16 protein-coding genes are annotated in these 18,061 nt (G+C 71.2%); 9 read left to right on the forward strand and 7 right to left on the reverse strand.

What is annotated here, in order from left to right:
* Positions 1-192 precede the first annotated feature (192 nt).
* Positions 193-861: a DUF6542 domain-containing protein gene (locus LIV37_RS18915; protein WP_158634902.1), complete on the forward strand. Its 669-nt coding sequence runs from the start codon at positions 193-195 to the stop codon at positions 859-861.
* Here LIV37_RS18915 and ppgK read toward each other — a convergent pair.
* Together ppgK and LIV37_RS18925 are read right to left on the reverse strand one after the other, a co-directional pair.
* On the reverse strand, positions 767-1,558 hold the full coding sequence (ppgK, locus tag LIV37_RS18920) for a polyphosphate--glucose phosphotransferase (protein WP_020868715.1): 792 nt from the start codon (positions 1,556-1,558) through the stop codon (positions 767-769). The genes LIV37_RS18915 and ppgK overlap by 95 nt on opposite strands.
* The gene (locus tag LIV37_RS18925) at positions 1,555-2,580 is read right to left on the reverse strand and encodes a 4-hydroxy-3-methylbut-2-enyl diphosphate reductase (RefSeq protein WP_020868716.1); all 1,026 of its coding nucleotides are present in this window, start codon (positions 2,578-2,580) and stop codon (positions 1,555-1,557) included. Before LIV37_RS18925 ends, ppgK begins: the two co-directional genes overlap by 4 nt.
* Before the next feature lie 135 nt (positions 2,581-2,715).
* On the opposite strand from LIV37_RS18925, the gene xseA reads away from it, so the two are divergent.
* The 3 genes from xseA (at position 2,716) to LIV37_RS18940 (ending at position 5,331) form a co-directional block, all read left to right on the forward strand.
* Positions 2,716-3,936: an exodeoxyribonuclease VII large subunit gene (gene xseA / locus LIV37_RS18930; protein ID WP_121825381.1), complete on the forward strand. Its 1,221-nt coding sequence runs from the start codon at positions 2,716-2,718 to the stop codon at positions 3,934-3,936.
* A 10-nt stretch (positions 3,937-3,946) separates the two neighbouring features.
* Positions 3,947-4,261, forward strand: coding sequence for an exodeoxyribonuclease VII small subunit (locus LIV37_RS18935; protein WP_020868718.1), 315 nt, complete (start codon positions 3,947-3,949; stop codon positions 4,259-4,261).
* A 479-nt stretch (positions 4,262-4,740) separates the two neighbouring features.
* Positions 4,741-5,331, forward strand: a complete 591-nt coding sequence (locus LIV37_RS18940; protein ID WP_020868719.1) for a malonic semialdehyde reductase — start codon at positions 4,741-4,743, stop codon at positions 5,329-5,331.
* A gap of 108 nt (positions 5,332-5,439) precedes the next feature.
* On the opposite strand, the gene LIV37_RS18945 is transcribed toward LIV37_RS18940, so the two are convergent.
* Entirely contained in the window at positions 5,440-5,979 is a 540-nt protein-coding gene (locus tag LIV37_RS18945) for a DUF4245 domain-containing protein (protein ID WP_020868720.1), read from the reverse strand.
* Between the two features lie 212 nt (positions 5,980-6,191).
* Between LIV37_RS18945 and glpX the strand changes: the two genes are divergently transcribed.
* Entirely contained in the window at positions 6,192-7,223 is a 1,032-nt protein-coding gene (glpX, locus tag LIV37_RS18950) for a class II fructose-bisphosphatase (protein WP_020868721.1), read from the forward strand.
* A gap of 216 nt (positions 7,224-7,439) precedes the next feature.
* Here glpX and LIV37_RS18955 read toward each other — a convergent pair whose 3' ends face one another.
* Together LIV37_RS18955 and LIV37_RS18960 are read right to left on the reverse strand one after the other, a co-directional pair.
* Positions 7,440-7,796: a WhiB family transcriptional regulator gene (locus LIV37_RS18955; protein WP_020868722.1), complete on the reverse strand. Its 357-nt coding sequence runs from the start codon at positions 7,794-7,796 to the stop codon at positions 7,440-7,442.
* Between the two features lie 178 nt (positions 7,797-7,974).
* Positions 7,975-8,673 (reverse strand): DUF1707 SHOCT-like domain-containing protein, encoded by a 699-nt coding sequence (locus LIV37_RS18960; RefSeq protein WP_373920777.1) that lies wholly within the window; start codon positions 8,671-8,673, stop codon positions 7,975-7,977.
* Positions 8,674-8,892: 219 nt separating this feature from the next.
* Between LIV37_RS18960 and LIV37_RS18965 the strand changes: the two genes are divergently transcribed.
* Positions 8,893-10,584, forward strand: a complete 1,692-nt coding sequence (locus LIV37_RS18965; RefSeq protein ID WP_121824764.1) for a fumarate hydratase — start codon at positions 8,893-8,895, stop codon at positions 10,582-10,584.
* A 556-nt stretch (positions 10,585-11,140) separates the two neighbouring features.
* On the opposite strand, the gene LIV37_RS18970 is transcribed toward LIV37_RS18965, so the two are convergent.
* Positions 11,141-11,437, reverse strand: coding sequence for an SPASM domain-containing protein (locus LIV37_RS18970; protein ID WP_309471153.1), 297 nt, complete (start codon positions 11,435-11,437; stop codon positions 11,141-11,143).
* Positions 11,438-11,895: 458 nt separating this feature from the next.
* Positions 11,896-12,990 carry a chitinase gene (locus LIV37_RS18975; protein ID WP_121824762.1) on the reverse strand — a complete coding sequence of 365 codons (1,095 nt, stop codon included), beginning with the start codon at positions 12,988-12,990 and terminating at the stop codon, positions 11,896-11,898.
* Between the two features lie 166 nt (positions 12,991-13,156).
* Here LIV37_RS18975 and LIV37_RS18980 point away from each other — a divergent pair, with 166 nt between their 5' ends.
* The 3 genes from LIV37_RS18980 to LIV37_RS18990 all read left to right on the forward strand — a co-directional run bounded on the left by LIV37_RS18980 (position 13,157) and on the right by LIV37_RS18990 (position 17,994).
* Positions 13,157-14,056, forward strand: coding sequence for a hypothetical protein (locus tag LIV37_RS18980; RefSeq protein WP_148717827.1), 900 nt, complete (start codon positions 13,157-13,159; stop codon positions 14,054-14,056).
* Complete coding sequence (locus LIV37_RS18985; RefSeq protein ID WP_121824760.1) at positions 14,053-16,497, forward strand: bifunctional polysaccharide deacetylase/glycosyltransferase family 2 protein; 2,445 nt, start codon at positions 14,053-14,055, stop codon at positions 16,495-16,497. Before LIV37_RS18980 ends, LIV37_RS18985 begins: the two co-directional genes overlap by 4 nt.
* 78 nt (positions 16,498-16,575) lie before the next feature.
* The gene (locus LIV37_RS18990) at positions 16,576-17,994 is read left to right on the forward strand and encodes a class II fumarate hydratase (protein ID WP_020868727.1); all 1,419 of its coding nucleotides are present in this window, start codon (positions 16,576-16,578) and stop codon (positions 17,992-17,994) included.
* Positions 17,995-18,061: the final 67 nt, after the last annotated feature.

Below are 18,061 nucleotides of genomic sequence, written 5' to 3' on the forward strand. Positions count from 1 at the left end.
TCCCGTAGCTTCCCGTGGCGGGGATGTGAGGACCGATGACGGGCCCCGGTGGAGCCGGGGCCGGTCCACCAGTCTACGGGGCCGCCCTCGATCACCCGGCCGGGCTGACAATCGGTCGAACACACTGCCAAGGTCCTGCGAAGGGCGTGTCCAAGACCGGATTCTCGCCCTCCGGCGACCTACGTTGGTCGGGTGGAGCATTACAGCACGCGTACGCCCCGCCGCGCGGCGGCACCGCCGCCCCGTCCGGCCGCGGACGACACGTATCCGGGACGGGGCAGAAGCACCGGTCAGGGCCGGGGGCAGCCGAGCGGCGCCGCGCGGGCGCCGCGGCCCGCCGCACGCCGTACGGGGCCGTCCGGAGCGGCCGCGGCGCTGCCCGCCGTCCTGCGGCGGGCCCGGGGGCTGTCCCTCCCCGATCCCCGGCTGACCGGGCTGGGCGCGGGGCTGCTGACCACGCTCGCCATGCTCGGCGTCGGCTGCCTGGACGCGCTGCTGCTCTCCGGCTCGCCCACCGTCTACAGCGTGCTCTTCCTGCCCGCCTGCGCGGCCTGCGGGCTGTGGGTGCGCCCGGCCGATCTGCTGGCGGCGCCGGTGACGGCGCCACTGGCCTATACGGTCGGGCTGCTGCCGATCAACGAGGGCTCGGCGGGGCTCAGCGGACAGGCGGTGGGGGTGTTCACCGCGCTGTCGCTGCAGGCCGGCTGGCTCTACGCGGGAACGCTGCTGACCGTGGTGATCGTGCTCGTACGGCGGGCCGTGCTGGTCACCCGGCGTCGCCGGCAGCAGCGGCCGCGGCCATCCCGGCACCCACGATCCCCGCGTTGTTCTGAAGCCGCGCCGGCACGATCTCGGCCCTGACGCCCTCGATCAGCGGCAGGAACTTGTCCGCCTTACGGCTCACCCCGCCGCCCAGCACGAAGAGCTCGGGAGAGAAGAGCATCTCCAGGTGATGGAGGTACTTCTGCACCCGGCGCGCCCAGTGCGACCAGCTGAGGTCGTGGTCGTCCTTGACCTTGGTCGAGGCCCGCTTCTCCGCCTCGTGGCCGTCCAGCTCCAGATGGCCCAGCTCGGTGTTGGTGAGCAGATGCCCGTCGGTGAAGACCGCGCTGCCGATGCCGGTGCCGAGGGTGAGCACGATCACGGTGCCCTTGACGCCGCGGGCGGCGCCGAACGTCGCCTCCGCGACCCCGGCCGCGTCCGCGTCGTTCAACACCGTGACCGGGCAGTCCAGCCGCTCGGTGAGGCGCGACGCCAGATCGGTGCCGATCCAGCTCTTGTCGACATTCGCGGCGGTAAGGGTGACACCGTCCTTCACCACGCCCGGGAAGGTCACCCCGACCGGCCGCCCGGACCAGTCGAAATGCCGGACGACCTCCACCACACCGTCCAGGACCGCCTCGGGCGTGGACGGATGCGGGGTGAGCACCTTATGGCGCTCTTCGGCGAGCTCACCCCGGTCCAGGTCCACCGGGGCGCCCTTGATGCCCGAACCGCCGATGTCGATGCCGAACACCTTCGCCGCGGACGCCCCCGTGGCCCCCTGGCCGTACGTCACCGCTGCGACCCCTCGGGCCGACCGGCGACCGCCGACGCCTCGGGCTCGCCGGAGGCCGCGGCGGCCTCGGCCCGCAGGTCCCGGCGCAGCTCCTTGGGCAGCGAGAAGGTCAGCGACTCCTGCATGGGCTGGACGACCTCGACATCGCCGAAGCCGCGCTCGGCCAGCCACTCCAGGACGCCCTCGACGAGCACGTCAGGAACGGAGGCGCCCGAGGTCACACCGACCGTGGTGACGCCCTCCAGCCATGCCTCGTCGATCTCGCTCGCGTAGTCGACCAGATGGCCCGCCCTGGCGCCCGCGCCAAGGGCGACCTCCACCAGCCGCACCGAGTTGGAGGAGTTCTTGGAGCCGACCACGATCACCAGGTCGGACTCGGCGGCCACCTGCTTGATGGCGGTCTGCCGGTTCTGCGTGGCGTAGCAGATGTCATCGCTGGGCGGGCTGATGAGCCGCGGGAAGCGATCCTTGAGCGCGTCCACGGTCTCCATGGTCTCGTCGACCGACAGGGTGGTCTGGGAGAGCCAGACGACCTTGGACTCGTCCCGCACCTCGACGTTCTTCACATCGTCGGGGCCGTCGACCAGGGTGATGTGCTCGGGGGCCTCACCGCTGGTGCCGATGACCTCTTCATGGCCTTCATGGCCGATCAGGAGGATGTCGTAGTCCTCCTTGGCGAACCGGACTGCTTCCTTGTGGACCTTGGTGACCAGGGGACAGGTGGCGTCGACGGTGGCCAGCTTGCGCGCGGCGGCCTCCTCGTGGACCACCGGCGCGACACCGTGCGCCGAGAAGATCACGATGGAGCCCTCGGGCACCTCCTCCGTCTCGTCGACGAAGATGGCGCCCTTCTTCTCCAGGGTCTGCACGACGTACTTGTTGTGGACGATCTCCTTGCGCACGTAGATCGGCGCGCCGTACTGCTCCAGGGCCTTCTCGACGGCGATCACGGCACGGTCGACACCGGCACAGTAGCCACGGGGGGCCGCGAGCAGGACCCGGCGGGCGGAGGTTGCAGTCATGCCCCCATGGTAGGGGCGATGCCCGCGGGGTCCGCCGGTTGGTGGGGGCGATGACCGCCTCGGTGGGGACGAGGACCGCCTCGGTGGAGGCGATGACCGCCGCCGCTGTCGGTGGTGGCCGATACCCTCGCGGTCATGGCTGTCAACACGTCCGCGGAGGCGCCGATCCCGGTCGGCGAGGTGTCCCGGCTGATCGGGGGCTGGATCGACCGGCTCGGCGCGATCTGGGTCGAGGGGCAGATCACCCAGCTGTCCCGGCGCCCCGGCGCCGGTGTGGTGTTCCTGACCCTGCGCGACCCCAGTTACGACATCTCGCTGACCGTCACCTGCTTCCGCGCCGTCTTCGACAAGATCGCGGACACGGTCACCGAGGGCGCGCGGGTCGTGGTGCACGCCAAACCGGAGTGGTACGCGCCGCGGGGCCAGCTGTCCCTGCGGGCCGCCGAGATCCGCCCGGTGGGCGTGGGCGAACTGCTCGCGCGGCTCGAGCAGTTGAAGAAGGGGCTGGCGGCGGAGGGGCTGTTCGCCGCCGACCGCAAGAAGCCGCTGCCGTTTCTGCCACAGCTGATAGGGCTGGTCTGCGGCCGCGCCTCGGCCGCCGAGCGCGATGTGCTGGAGAACGCGCGGCTGCGCTGGCCCGCCGTCCGCTTCGAGGTGCGCAATGTGGCCGTGCAGGGGGTGCACGCGGTGCCGCAGGTGATCGAGGCCGTCAAGGAGCTCGACGCGCTGCCCGAAGTGGACGTGATCGTGGTGGCGCGCGGCGGCGGCAGTGTGGAGGACCTGCTGCCGTTCTCGGACGAGCAGCTGGTCCGGGCGGTGGCCGCGTGCCGTACGCCGGTGGTCTCCGCGATCGGCCATGAGCCGGACTCGCCGCTGCTCGACCTGGTCGCCGACCTGCGCGCCTCCACGCCCACGGACGCGGCGAAGAAGATCGTGCCCGATGTGGGCGAGGAGCTGATGCGCGTCCAGCAGCTGCGGGAGCGGGCGCTGCGCAGTGTGCACGGACTGCTGGACCGGGAGGAGCGCGGGCTGGCCGCCGCGCTGGCCCGGCCGTCCATGCGGGAACCGCACCGCATGGTCGACGAGCGCGAGGAGCGGATCACGGCGGCGCTGGAGCGCGCCCGCCGCTGCCTGGGCCATCTGCTGGACCGGGCCGACTCCGAGCTGACCCACACCCAGGCACGGGTGGTGGCACTCTCCCCCGCCGCGACGCTGCGCCGCGGCTATGCGGTGCTCCAGCACCCCGACGGCTCGGTGGTGCGGGCGGCCGAGGAGGTCGCGGAGGGCGAGGAGCTGCGGGCGCGGGTCTCCGACGGCGAGTTCCGGGTACGGGTCGCTGTCGGACCCGCTGAATAGGGTGAGGGGTATGGCGAAGACGGACGAGCAGACCGGACCGGACGAGCAGACGGACGGACGGGCCGGACAGGCCGGGCAGGGCGCGCGGGCGGAGACCACGCTCGGCTACGAGCAGGCACGGGACGAGCTGGTCGAGGTGGTCCGCCGCCTGGAGGCGGGCGGCACCAGCCTGGAGGAGTCGCTGGCGCTGTGGGAGCGCGGCGAGGAACTGGCAAAGGTCTGCCGCCACTGGCTGGAGGGCGCGAGGGCCCGGCTGGACGCGGCGCTGGCGGAGGACGAGACCGCCGAAGGCGCCGAGGAAGCGGAGAGCGCCGGGAAGGGCTGACCACCCACCGTCCGCCGCCGAACGACCGCTGTCAGCGTTCCCCACCGTCGGACGGCCGCCGCACTCGGTCACGCCGTCCGCCGTCCGCCGAGGACGCGGAGAGCACCGCCGGGCGCTGACCGCCGCCGTCCAGCGCTCGCCGTCGAACGGCATCGATCAACCGGCATCGGTCAACCGGCGTCGGCCTCGACCGCCGTCGATAGGCGCCAGGCGATCACGCCGTCCACCGGCGGCCCTCAATCGGCCGCCCTCGGCGGCACCGGAGCCAGCGCTCTCGGCCGGTCGCGACCGGCCGCGCTCTCCCAGGGCGGCCGCGCCCGGCCACTGCCGGCCCGCCGTGGCCGGTCTTCGCGTCGGGCGGCGCATTGTGATTCGGAGCACCTTCCCATCCCCACGCCAACTTTTTAGTTGAACATTAATCTAAGCATCGTAGAGTGGAGCCCGTCAGCGATATCCCCGCTTATGCAGAGGTTTCTTCCATGGCACTCGTTCTCGACCCCGCCGCCCAGGATCTGCTCTTCCGCGAGGCCCGCACTGCCAACACCTTCACCGATGAGCCGGTGACCGAGGAGCAGGTGCAGGCGATCTACGACCTGATCAAGTACGCGCCGACCGCGTTCAACCAGTCGCCGCTGCGTATCGTGCTGGTCCGCTCGCCCGAGGCCCGTGAGCGGCTGGTCCAGCACATGGCCGAGGGCAACCAGCCCAAGACCTCGACCGCCCCGCTGGTCGCGATCCTCGCCGCGGACAACGAGTTCCACGAGGAGCTGCCCGCGCTCTTCCCGCACTTCCCGCAGGCCAAGGACGTCTTCTTCGCCGAGCGTGCCTCCCGTGAGCAGGCCGCGGCGCTCAACGCCTCGCTGCAGGCCGGTTACTTCATCCTGGGCATCCGCGCCGCCGGTCTCGCCGCCGGCCCGATGACCGGCTTCGACCCGGCCGGGGTCCAGAAGGAGTTCCTGGACGAGGACCACACCCCGCTGATGGTCATCAACATCGGCAAGCCGGGCGAGGACGCCTGGTTCCCCCGTGGCCCCCGCCTGGACTACGGCGACGTCATCACCACGGTCTGATCGGCCGCTCCTGATCGGCCGCTCGATCGCGCCCGGTCGCGCTTGACCGACCACGGGCCCCTGGCCCGGACCGCCCACCGGTCCGGGCCAGGGGCCCCACGCCTCCGCTCAGCCCTTCTTCTCGGTCAGCGCCTCGGCCATCTTCGTCAGCTGCCCGTACGACGCCGTCCCGGTGACCACCGTGGTCACGCCCGGCTCCTCGCGCACCAGCGCGTCGTACTTGTCGCCGTCGTAGCGGACCCAGTCCTTGCCGTCGATCCGCTGCGTCCGCTTCGTCTCCCGAGCCTGCTGGGTGACCTCCTCCACGAACGGCACGGGCTTGCCGTCGCTCTGCTCGACCGCGATGTACTCCTCGTTCTGGTCGAGGAAGCCGAGGTGCCAGAGCGCGCCGTCCTGCGCGGCGGCCGGGCGGTAGGTCACCGATGTCGCGCGCCATCCCTTGGGCAGGGTCCCGGGGTCGGGGGCGGCCACCGGGTACGGGGCGGCGCGGCGGGCCGTGGCCAGCTCCACGCGGTAGTCCACCGTCTTCACCCCGGCGCCCTTGGGGCCCTCGTCATGCGGGATACCGAAGAGGTAGATGGCCGCCGCGACGACGCCGATCGCCGCCAGCGACAGCACCATGTCCCGGACCGTCTCTTTGCCACGCATACCTGCCACGCCCCCTATCGTCCCTCATCGGGTCGCCGCACCTCGCAACAGGGCCGCGCTCATGCGTGGGGCTGTGCCGCGCTCATGCGTGGGGCTATCTGCTCACTTAGCCAATCAGCGGATAAAGTCATGAACACCCTCACCCTCCTGTGTCCCCCTTGCGGGGAGGAGGGGCCCTCACGGTCCGTCGCCGTACAGAAAGGTGCGCTCCGATGACCGAGCATCATCTCCCGTCCCAGCTAGAGGTCAGCCCCGAGGCTCCCGATCGCAACCTCGCCCTGGAACTCGTCCGGGTCACCGAGGCGGGTGCCATGGCCTCCGGACGCTGGGTGGGCCGCGGCGACAAGAACGGCGCCGACGGCGCCGCCGTCAAGGCCATGCGCTCCCTCGTGCACACCGTCTCGATGAACGGCGTCGTCGTCATCGGAGAGGGGGAGAAGGACGAGGCGCCGATGCTCTTCAACGGTGAGCGCGTGGGCGACGGCACCGGCCCGGAGTGCGACGTGGCCGTGGACCCGGTGGACGGCACCACGCTCACCGCGAAGGGCATGGCCAACGCCGTCTCCGTCCTCGCGGTCGCCGAGCGCGGCACCATGTTCGACCCGTCGGCCGTCTTCTACATGGACAAGCTGGTCACCGGCCCCGACGCCGCCGAGTTCGTCGACATCACCGCGCCCCCCGGCGTGAACATCCGCCGGATCGCCAAGGCGAAGAAGTCCAGCCCCGAGGACGTCACCGTGGTGGTCCTGGACCGCCCCCGCCACGAGGGCATCGTCAAGGAGATCCGGGAGGCGGGCGCCCGGATCAAGTTCATCTCCGACGGCGATGTGGCCGGCGCGATCATGGCCGCGCGCGAGAGCACCGGTGTGGATCTGCTGCTGGGCGTCGGCGGTACGCCGGAGGGCATCATCGCGGCCTGCGCGATCAAGTGCCTCGGCGGCACCATCCAGGCCAAGCTGTGGCCCAAGGACGACGAGGAGCGGCAGCGCGCCCTCGACGCGGGCCATGACCTCGACCAGGTCCTGGAGACGGACGACCTGGTCAGCGGCGACAATGTGTTCTTCGTCGCGACCGGCATCACCGACGGGGATCTGCTGCGCGGGGTGCGGTACCGCGCGGAGACCGCCACCACCCAGTCGCTGGTCATGCGGTCCAAGTCCGGGACGATCCGGCAGATCGACTCCACCCACCGGCTGGCCAAGCTGCGCGCCTACGCCTCGGTCGACTTCGAACGGCCGAGCTGAGCGAGGTGACGGCGGCGTCCGGCCGACGGCGGCGTTCAGCCGATGCCGCCTGAGAGGCCCGGCCTGAGATACCCCGCATGACCGGCCCCGCATGACCGGCCCCGCATGAGAGACCGCGCATGAGAGGCCGCGCATGACAGACGCCGTATGACAGGCCCCGCATGACAAGGGCCGGGTCCCGCCTCCCGGCGGTGCCCGGCCCAGGTCCCGAAGAGTTCAGCCGGCGGCGGCGACCCGCACCGCGCGCTGCAGCTCCGCCTCCCGGCGCCGACGGCGGGCCAGCACGACCCGGCGCTCGGCCGCGGTCAGCCCGCCCCACACTCCGTACGGCTCGGGCTGCAGCAGTGCGTGCTCCCGGCACTCGACCATGACCGGGCAGCGCGCACAGACGCGCTTGGCGGCCTCCTCCCGCGACAGCCTGGCAGCCGTGGGCTCCTTGGAAGGAGCGAAGAACAGCCCGGCCTCGTCCCGTCGGCACACCGCCTCCGAGTGCCAGGGGCCGGCCTGATCCCGCGCGGGGACGCGCTGCGGGGGCACGGCGGCTTCCAGCAGGGGCTGATGCGGTTGCAGCACGGTCTACTCCTGACGACGGCTCCGGTGGTCACCCTTGCCCGCCTCGAGGTGTACGGCCCCGTTAGCACCCCCATCAGCCGTACGAGAGACGATGCACCAAGCCTTACCCGCTGTGCGCGCGCTTATGCACACCGTTGTCCCACCCGGAACTTCCCCCTGCACACCCCTTCTTCAGGGCTTATGCTCGCAGGTTCTTCAGCCGCTTGCCCCGCTTGGGCTTGGCCTCCACACCGCCGAATACGGCGAACCCGGTGACGTGAATCACCGGTGCGTCGGGGTCCTGCGCCTCGTACGTCGTGACGTCGAAACCGCCCAGGATGCCCGCGCCCGAACCGCGCAGCGAGACGTTCTCCGGGACCTTGATCTCCACACCACCGAAGGCGGCCACGACATGAATGACGATCTCCTGCTGCTCGAAGACCGCCTCGGTCAGATCGATCTCGACGCCGCCGAAGATCGCCAGGGCGTTCGTACGGCGCCTGACCCGCCAGCGGCCCTTGCGCGTCGAACCGCCGAAGACCGCCACCAGGTTCTCCGACTCGGGGAGGGAGCGCGGCCACCCGGACTCCGCGTCGCGCGCGTCAGCGGAGGCGGCCCCGCGGGTGGGAGCGGCGGGCAGATCGCGCACCAGGGGCTCCAGCTCGCCGAGGGTCTTGGCGCGATAGACCGCGTCGATCCGCTCGGCGTGCTCCTCCGGCTGGAGCCGCCCCTCGGCGAGGGCCTCCCGCAGGATGTCCGCGATCCGGTCGCGGTCCGCGTCGGACGCGCGGAGCTCCGCGACGGCCGCGGGCGCGGCGGCCGCGGGCGCGGCAGGAGCGGGCGCCGGGGCCGACGCGGCCTCGGACGCCGGAGCCGGGGCGGATTTGGTCAGGGGCACGGGCTGCTGCTCATCCACGGGCTCAGCGTACCCAGTCGCGATAGATCGCGACTAGGGGACGATCCCTGATCCTTCCCCTACTACCGGGAGCCCCCTGTGCGGGTGGCACAAGCGCCCGCGCTGGCTACTGAGCCTTACCTCACAGGTTCCGTCCCGCCGCCCCGTTCTAGGCTTATACGCGCTGTCGACGAAGTCAGCCGAAGCCCTGTCGAGTGAGGAATGGCCGCGATGCCCGAGTTTGCCTATTCGGATCTGCTCCCCCTGGGAGAGGACACCACGCCGTACCGTCTGGTGACCTCCGACGGTGTGAGCACCTTCGAGGCCGATGGGCGCACCTTCCTGAAGGTCGAGCCGGAGGCGCTGCGCAAGCTCGCGGCCGAGGCGATGCACGACATCTCGCACTATCTGCGCCCCGCCCACCTCGCCCAGTTGCGCCGCATCCTCGACGACCCCGACGCCAGCGCGAACGACCGCTTCGTCGCGCTGGACCTGCTGAAGAACGCCAACATCGCGGCCGCCGGGGTGCTCCCGATGTGCCAGGACACCGGCACGGCGATCGTCATGGGCAAGCGCGGGCAGAACGTGCTCACGCGGGGCGGCGACGAGGAGGCCCTCTCGCGCGGTGTCTACGACGCGTACACCAAGCTCAACCTGCGGTACTCCCAGATGGCCCCGCTGACCATGTGGGAGGAGAAGAACACCGGCTCCAACCTGCCCGCCCAGATCGAGCTGTACGCGACCGACGGCGGCGCCTACAAGTTCCTCTTCATGGCCAAGGGCGGCGGCTCGGCCAACAAGTCCTTCCTCTACCAGGAGACGAAGGCGGTGCTGAACGAGGCATCGATGATGAAGTTCCTGGAGCAGAAGATCCGCTCGCTGGGCACGGCCGCGTGCCCGCCGTACCACCTGGCGATCGTGGTCGGCGGCACCAGCGCCGAGTACGCGCTGAAGACCGCGAAGTACGCCTCCGCGCACTACCTGGACGAGCTGCCCACCGAAGGCTCCCCGACCGGGCACGGCTTCCGCGACAAGGAGCTGGAGGAGAGGGTCTTCGAGCTGACGCAGAAGATCGGGATCGGCGCGCAGTTCGGCGGCAAGTACTTCTGCCATGACGTGCGGGTCGTACGGCTGCCGCGACACGGCGCCTCCTGCCCGGTCGCGATCGCGGTCTCGTGCTCCGCCGACCGCCAGGCGCTCGCCAAGATCACGCCGGAGGGCGTCTTCCTGGAGCAGCTGGAGACCGACCCGGCCCGCTTCCTGCCGGAGACGACGGACGAGGAGCTGGTCAAGGGCGCGGGCCCGGACCTGGACGCGGTCGCCGTCGACCTGGACCGGCCGATGGACGAGGTGCTGGCCGAGCTGACCAGGCACCCGGTCAAGACCCGGCTCTCGCTGACCGGCACGCTGGTGGTCGCCCGGGACATCGCCCACGCGAAGATCAAGGAGCGGCTGGACGCGGGCGAGGAGATGCCGGAGTACCTGAAGAACCACCCGGTCTACTACGCGGGCCCGGCCAAGACCCCCGAGGGCTATGCCTCCGGCTCCTTCGGGCCGACGACGGCGGGCCGGATGGACGCGTACGTCGAGCAGTTCCAGGCAGCGGGCGGCTCGAAGGTCATGCTGGCCAAGGGCAACCGCTCCAAGCAGGTCACGGACGCCTGCGCCGCGCACGGCGGCTTCTACCTGGGCTCGATCGGCGGCCCGGCGGCGCGGCTGGCCCAGGACTGCATCAAGAAGGTCGAGGTCCTCGAGTACGAGGAGCTGGGCATGGAGGCGGTCTGGAGGATCGAGGTCGAGGACTTCCCGGCGTTCATCGTGGTGGACGACAAGGGGAACGACTTCTTCAGCCCGCAGGAACCCTCTCAGCCGACCTTCACCAGCATCCCGGTGCGCGCCCCCGGGCAGGCGTAGCCGCCTGCCTCGCGCCTGCTGGCCATCGGCTGCAACTCGGCGGCCGACACTGACAGACGATCCACCACGGAGCCCCCGGCAAGCGCTGGGGGCTCTTTCGTTGGGGCAGCGGAGTGTGGAGGCCCCGCCCGTACGTCACGGATAAGACGCGCAGACGGGGCCGCTCTGGGGGTCGTACTGGTCAGCGCGGGACGTGCACAGGGGCGCTCTGTGCCCGAAGCTCGGCTAGCCGCCGCTGGTACAGGGGCCCGACAGCATGCGCCCCCCTTGCCTCACTGGGGGTGGACTGTTCGATCAGGTGATGAGCCACAGCCTTGAGGTGAGCGGCCCACGCCAATACATGCTGTTGAGCGGTCCGCCCGCATTCCTGGGGCTCACCAGGCAGGCACAGCGGAAGTTGGGGGCCTAGCTTGTTCGCTGCGTGCCGAATGTAGCGAGCAATAGTGGCCCATTCATCTTCGGTCCGCTGTATGGCATTGCTGGTGCTCTCCCATCCCCACGCCCCGAAGTCGTCCCCATGATCGTGCATGTGTGCGCTCCTGATGATCGCAGCAGGTTAAGCCGGTGTGCCGATCGTAGCCGCGCTGTCTGCCTCCCTGGGGTCACAGTGCCCGACCGATGGAACGCACGGACCGCACGGGCCGCACATGGGCAGGAACTGAGGCGGAGTGCACGACTCCGCGCCGTTTCCATGCACGACCCGGATATCGGCCAACACTTCCGCCATGCGCCGATCGCCCCAGATTTTGGAAAGCGGAGCGTCCCGCACGTTGCCGATATTCAGGAATCGGCCGAGAACGCACGGCCACACGTCGCCAGTAGGGCCGACGGCGCATTTCTCATGTGCCCGCACAGGTCGCTGATGGTCGGCACAGCGCCCTTACTCGCCCGGACAGCTCGGGTCGAAGTTGAGCGGCACGGCGATAGCTGGGAAAAGAGGACTCGCAACATTGATCTTGTCAGGTCGGGAACCGGGAACTATATGGTTCAGCTCAGGATTCGGGATCAACCTGTCGAGGTGGAGTTCCGTGACGCGCTAGGACGGAGATGGAAAATTGACTCCGACCGTCACATCAGCAAAATCAGAAATGGCATGCGCGTTAAGGCCCTACCAGACCTTCCCCGAGACGACGACGATGAATAAATGTGGTGCAGCGGAAACAGGGTGCGGGGGCCGGGGGTGGCGTAACACCTGTGGGGCGGCGGGGGCGTGGATGCGCCCCCGCCGCCCTTACCCGTCCCATCCCCAGGGGCTCCGCCCCTTCGACCCGCCAGGGGGCTCCGCCCCCTGGACCCCCGTCCAGGGCTCGGTCAGCCCCTCAGCGCCGCCTCGAAGGCGCCTGGGCGCTGGGTGACGCCGCTGCAGCGGGTGTTGGGGACGACGTTCGCGGTCGGCTCGGGGGCCGCGGCACCGGCCGTGGGGGCGGTCGGGGTGGCGGACCGGGTCATCTCCGGGGTGCACGGCTGGTCGCGTTCGGCGGACCACATCGACAGCCGTCCGATCCCCTTCTCCGCGGCGAACCGCGCCAGACCGGACGCGTCCTCCAGCGTGAAGGTCTCGCCGGTGACGTCGTTGACCCCGATCATCGGCGTCACGGCGAGGATCTTCCAGGCGGCGGCGTCGGACATGCCGAACACCTCGCGGATCCGGGCCTGGGCGGCGGTGGCCGCCTGGACGGCGTAGTCGCCCATGTCGCCGGTGTGGTCGCCGCTGTAGTTCATCGCCATGATGTTGACGCCCGAGAGGATGACCCCCTCCTGTTTGACGGCCTCCAACTGGGCCACGCCCTGCGGGGTCAGCCCGTCCGGCATGGCGGGCAGGGTGAAGGAGATGTTCAGGCCCTCGTGGGTGCGCTGGATGAGCGCGAGCGCCTGGGCGCGGCGGGCGGCCGCCTCGGCGTTGGCGAGCGCCTCGCCCTCGAGGTCGAAGTCGATCCTGTTGGCCTGGTAACGCTCGATCACCTCGGCGTAGGCGGAGGCGAGTTCGGGGACGTCGGTGCAGACGGTGGCGAGTTCGGTGCCCTCGGCGCCGCCGAAGGAGATCCGTACGTCGCCGCCGGCCCGGCGGACGCCTTCGATCCGGGTCTCCAGCCCCTGGCTCTCCAGCGAGGTGCCGCCGTCCCACACCGGGGCGCAGCCGTCGCCCGCGACGACGAAGCCCAGCGAGAATTCCTTGACCCCGCGCGACGCCGCGGCGGCCATGTCGTAGCCCGGGTCCGACCAGGCGTTGACGTACGGCACGAACTCGGCGGGCGAGCGCGCCGCGGGGTGCTGTGACGCCGGGGGCTGTGAGGGCGCGGCGTGCGGCTCGGGCGACTGCTTCTGGTGTCCCGCCCATACGGCGATGGTGGCGCAGACCACCGCGCCGGCCACGGCGATTCCGCTCATGCGGGGGCTGGCCCTCATGGCTCTGGCTCCTCCTTGTGGTCCGGTACGAGGCGCCGGGGGCCGGTGCCGCCCGTGCCGTCCTCTCGCCAAACCTCGCATATTCGGTGAAGCCTACTGAACTATGACACACCGCATGTTTGACTTATATGTCGCATGTCGTATTTTCTGCATTAGCCTCTTCCGTATGGATCCTCAGTCAGATGTGGCCGAGCGCGCGCCTTCGCGTCCCCTCCGCGCTGACGTGGCCCGGAAGGGGCCCGTGTTCGTGGACCTGTCCGGACGCCGTGGCCGACTGGTACGGCATGTGGGCGTCGTCGCGGGAGCCGCCTGCCTCGGCTATTCGGCGGTCCTGGGGTTGGGCTACGCGGGCGGTACGCCGTTCGCGCCGCAGACGCTGATCCCCGGACATCCCGTCTCCACCGAGGCGCTCGGCCAAGGGCCGAACCGCACCCCCGAGGAGCGTTCGGGGCCCTCCGAGCCGCATGAGCGGCGGGACGCGCACGCGTACGGCTACGAGGACGAGTACGGGGACGACGGATACGGGCCGACCCGCCGTCAGCACCGGCGCGAGCGGCACGCCTCGGGGCGCCCGGAGCACCGGGACGCCCGGGAGCCCGTCGCCCTGCCCCCCATCACCACCCGGCCGCGGCCCGCGCCCCCGCAGCCCGGCCCGGCCAAGGCCCCCCGCGCGGCGCCGCGGCACTCCCCCGCGGACCACCGCCCCGGCGGCCGCGAGTCCGCCGCGGGGCACCGGTCCGGCAAGCACCACAAGGCCGGCCACACGCCGTCACATCCGGCCGGTCACCAGCCCGGCAAGCGGCCCACGGGCGCCTCGCACACCCCGTCGAAGCAGCACCCCGCCGGGGCCGAGCCGCCCGCCAAGGGCTCCGGCCACCCGCAGGCCCCCGACCACACCACGCGACCCGGCCACACCACGCGGCCCGGCCACGCCGCGGCCCCGCAGAAATCCCAGTCCCAGAAGCCCCCGCAGGCCGACGCGCCCAAGCCCCCCAAGGGGCCCGCCGGAGGCGGCACCCCGGACGACGGGCCGGGCGCCCCCAACGCAGAGGACGAGACGCCGTGAGCGGCGGCAGACCGCCGAGGCTGCCGCGGCCGCGCCGCCGGCTCCCCGCGCCCCGTCAGGACGGCGCGCCCCGTACGGTGTTCCGGCTGACCGGCTCCGGCCGCCGCGCCGCGCGCCCCCGCACGGGCGGACCGGGCGCCAGGGGCAGGCTCGGGCTCGGGCTCACCGGCAAGCTCAGGTTCACGGGCAGGCTCGGGCTCACCGGCAAGCCCGGGTTCACGGGCAGGCTCGGGCTCACCGGCAAGCCCGGGTTCACGGGCAGGCTCAGGCTCACCGGCAAGCCCGGGTTCACGGGCAGGCTCAGGAGCAGGTTCCGCACCGTCAAGCTGCGCAAGCTCCGCACCCGTACCCGGATGGTGCTCGCCCTCGCGACCCTGCTCGCGCTGGTGTGCACCCTGCTGCTGGACGGCTATCTGCACGCCGAGGTCGGCAACGACGCCCGGGTGTACCGCTCACACGCCTCGCGCACGGTCCCCGACCGGCTGCGCAAAGGCGGCCCGGTGATCACCTTCGACCACCGGGGAAAGGCCACCGAGCACACCATCCCGGCCAAGACCATCGCGCTGACCTTCGACGACGGCCCGGATCCGCGCTGGACCCCGGAGATCCTCGACGTGCTGCGCCGCCACAAGGTGCGGGGGACCTTCTTCGTACTGGGCCAGATGGTGATCCGCCATCCGGAGCTGGTCCGCCGGATGCGGGCCGCGGGCCATGAGGTCGGGGTGCACACCTTCTCCCATGTCGACCTGTCGTACCAGGACAAGGGGCGCATGGACCGCGAGCTGGCACAGTCCCAGCTGGCCCTGGCCGGTGCGGCGTCCATCACCAGCTCGCTCTTCCGGGCGCCGTACGCCTCCAAGGTCCGCGCGCTGGACGACCGCACCTGGCCGGTGCAGCGGCACATCGGCTCCAAGGGCTACATCAGCGCCTTCGTGGACACCGACAGCGAGGACTGGCAGCGGCCCCCGGTGAAGGAGATCGTCCAGAACGCCACCCCCGAGGGCGGGAAGGGCGCGTCGGTGCTCTTCCACGACGCGGGCGGCAACCGCGCGCGCACGGTGAAGGCCCTGTCGCTGTACATCGAGCGGATGAAGGGGAAGGGCTACTCCTTCACCACGGTCACCGGCGCGCTGGGTGCCCACAGCGCCAACCACCCGGCCCGCGCGCTGCCGGTCTGGGAGGGCCGGGCGCTGATCTGGGCGGCCGCGCTCAGCCACAGCGCGCTGCCGTTCCTGATGGGGCTGCTGGGACTGGTGGGCTTCTCGGTGATCGGGCGGCTGCTGCTGATGGTGGTCCTCGCCTGGTGGCACCGGCGCTCCCGGGAGCGGCGGCGCTGGAGCCGGGTGCAGGAGGTCACCGATCCGGTGAGCGTGATCGTGCCCGCGTACAACGAGAAGGAGTGCATCGCCAACACCCTGAAGTCGCTGTCCGCCTCCACCCACCCGATCGAGATCCTGGTCGTGGACGACGGCTCCACCGACGGCACCGCCGAGATCGCCGAGGCCATGGGCCTGCCCAACGTACGGGTGCTGCGGCAGGCCAACGCGGGCAAGCCCGCGGCCCTCAACCGGGGCATCGCCCATGCCCGCCACGAGCTGATCGTGATGATGGACGGCGACACCGTCTTCGAGCCCACCACCATCCGCGAGCTGGTCCGCCCGTTCGCCGACTCGCGGGTGGGCGCGGTGGCGGGCAACGCCAAGGTCGGCAACCGGGGGAAGCTGATCGGCGCCTGGCAGCACATCGAGTACGTGATGGGCTTCAACCTCGACCGGCGGATGTACGACCTGCTGCGCTGCATGCCCACCATCCCCGGCGCGATCGGCGCCTTCCGCCGCCTGGCGCTGCTGGAGGCCGGGGGCATGAGCGCGGACACCCTGGCCGAGGACACCGACATCACCATCGCCCTGCACCGGGCCGGCTGGCGGGTGGTCTACCAGGAGCACGCCCGCGCCTGGACCGAGGCGCCCAGCTCCCTCGGCCAGCTGTGGAAGCAGCGCTACCGCTGGTCCTACGGCACCATGCAGGCACTGTGGAAGCACCGCCGCTCGCTCATCGACCGGGGGCCCTCGGGGCGGTTCGGGCGGGTGGGGATGCCGCTGGTGGTGCTCTTCCAGATCCTCACCCCGCTGTGCGCGCCACTGATCGACCTCTTCACCCTCTACGGGGTGATCTTCCTGGACCCGGTGCGCTCACTGCTGGCGTGGGCGGCGCTGCTGCTGGTGCAGCTGCTGGGCGCGGCGTACGCGTTCCGGTTGGACCGGGAGAACTACCGGGCATTGGCCGTACTGCCGTTGCAGCAGATCGCCTACCGCCAGTTGATGTATCTGGTGCTGCTGCACTCCTGCGTCACGGCGGCCACCGGCGCCCTGCTGCCGTGGCAGAAGCTCAAGCGCACCGGCGAGGTGGACACCCCACGGGCGCCCGAGGCCGTACGGTGACCGGGCTCACCCGTTCGGCTCAGCGGGCGCGGGAACACGGCATGGCGTGAAGACGCTGTGCTGGACGGAGGTGTCCCCATGACCAACGAGAGCCACCGCGACGACGGCCCCCAGGAGGGCTACCGCGTCGAGCACGACTCGATGGGAGAGGTCAGGGTGCCCGCACACGCCAAGTGGCGCGCCCAGACCCAGCGGGCGGTGGAGAACTTCCCCGTCAGCGGGCAGCGCCTGGAGCGGGCGCACATCCAGGCGCTGGCCCGGATCAAGGGCGCGGCCGCCCTGGTCAACGCCGAGCTGGGCGTGGTGGACAGGGACGTCGCGGGGGCGATCTCGGACGCGGCGGCCGAGGTCGCCGAGGGCCGCTGGGACGACCACTTCCCGGTGGACGTCTTCCAGACCGGCTCCGGCACCTCGTCCAACATGAACACCAACGAGGTGCTGGCCACCCTGGCGAGCGAGCGCCTGGGCCGCCCGGTGCACCCCAATGACCACGTCAACGCCAGCCAGTCCTCCAACGACGTCTTCCCCTCCTCCATCCACATCGCGGCCACCGCGGCCGTCACCGGCGATCTGATCCCGGCCCTGGCCCATCTGGCGGAGGCGCTGGAGCGCAAGGCCGCCGAGTTCGCCGAGGTGGTCAAGGCGGGGCGGACCCATCTGATGGACGCCACTCCGGTGACCCTCGGTCAGGAGTTCGGCGGCTACGCGGCGCAGGTGCGGTACGGGATCGAGCGGCTGCGCGCCTCGCTCCCCCGGCTGGCCGAGCTGCCGCTGGGCGGTACGGCGGTGGGCACCGGGATCAACACCCCGCCCGGGTTCGCCGCCGCCGTCATCGCCGAACTGACCCGTACCACCGGGCTGCCGCTGACCGAGGCCCGGGACCACTTCGAGGCGCAGGGCGCGCGGGACGGACTGGTCGAGACGTCCGGGCAGCTGCGGACGATCGCGGTCGGCCTCACCAAGATCGCCAACGATCTGCGCTGGATGGCGTCGGGCCCCCGTACCGGGCTCGCCGAGATCGCGCTGCCCGATCTCCAGCCCGGCTCGTCGATCATGCCGGGGAAGGTCAACCCGGTGATCCCCGAGGCCACGCTGATGGTCGCGGCGCAGGTCACCGGCAATGACACCACCGTCGCCACGGCCGGGGCCGCCGGGAACTTCGAGCTCAATGTGATGCTCCCGGTGATCGCCAAGAATCTGCTGGAGTCGATCCGGCTGCTGACCAATGTCTCCCGGCTGCTCGCGGACCGCACGATCGACGGGATCACCGCCAACGCCGAGCGGGCCCGGGAGTACGCGGAGTCCTCACCGTCCGTCGTCACGCCGCTCAACCGCTACCTCGGCTACGAGGAGGCGGCGAAGGTGGCCAAGCGGTCGCTGGCGGAGCGCAGGACGATCCGCGAGGTGGTGCTGGAGTCCGGCTATGTGGAGCGCGGGCTGCTGACACTGGACCAGCTGGACGAGGCGCTGGACGTCCTGCGCATGACGCATCCTTAGTCCGCGCTCCCTCTTAGCCGGGCGTTGGTCCCCGGTTTGCGTCATAGGTCACGGCGCCGCGGCCCGT

Origin of the sequence: Streptomyces rapamycinicus NRRL 5491 (assembly GCF_024298965.1) — a bacterium.
Lineage (GTDB): Bacteria > Actinomycetota > Actinomycetes > Streptomycetales > Streptomycetaceae > Streptomyces > Streptomyces rapamycinicus.

Excerpts from the sequence above, each read along its gene's own strand:
- LIV37_RS18925 (WP_020868716.1), bottom strand. The coding sequence starts at position 2,580 with ATGACTGCAACCTCCGCCCGCCGGGTCCTGCTCGCGGCCCCCCGTGGC.
- xseA (WP_121825381.1), top strand. The coding sequence starts at position 2,716 with ATGGCTGTCAACACGTCCGCGGAGGCGCCGATCCCGGTCGGCGAGGTG.
- LIV37_RS18935 (WP_020868718.1), top strand. The coding sequence starts at position 3,947 with ATGGCGAAGACGGACGAGCAGACCGGACCGGACGAGCAGACGGACGGA.
- LIV37_RS18940 (WP_020868719.1), top strand. The coding sequence starts at position 4,741 with ATGGCACTCGTTCTCGACCCCGCCGCCCAGGATCTGCTCTTCCGCGAG.
- LIV37_RS18945 (WP_020868720.1), bottom strand. The coding sequence starts at position 5,979 with ATGCGTGGCAAAGAGACGGTCCGGGACATGGTGCTGTCGCTGGCGGCG.
- glpX (WP_020868721.1), top strand. The coding sequence starts at position 6,192 with ATGACCGAGCATCATCTCCCGTCCCAGCTAGAGGTCAGCCCCGAGGCT.
- LIV37_RS18965 (WP_121824764.1), top strand. The coding sequence starts at position 8,893 with ATGGCCGCGATGCCCGAGTTTGCCTATTCGGATCTGCTCCCCCTGGGA.
- LIV37_RS18975 (WP_121824762.1), bottom strand. The coding sequence starts at position 12,990 with ATGAGGGCCAGCCCCCGCATGAGCGGAATCGCCGTGGCCGGCGCGGTG.
- LIV37_RS18980 (WP_148717827.1), top strand. The coding sequence starts at position 13,157 with ATGGATCCTCAGTCAGATGTGGCCGAGCGCGCGCCTTCGCGTCCCCTC.
- LIV37_RS18990 (WP_020868727.1), top strand. The coding sequence starts at position 16,576 with ATGACCAACGAGAGCCACCGCGACGACGGCCCCCAGGAGGGCTACCGC.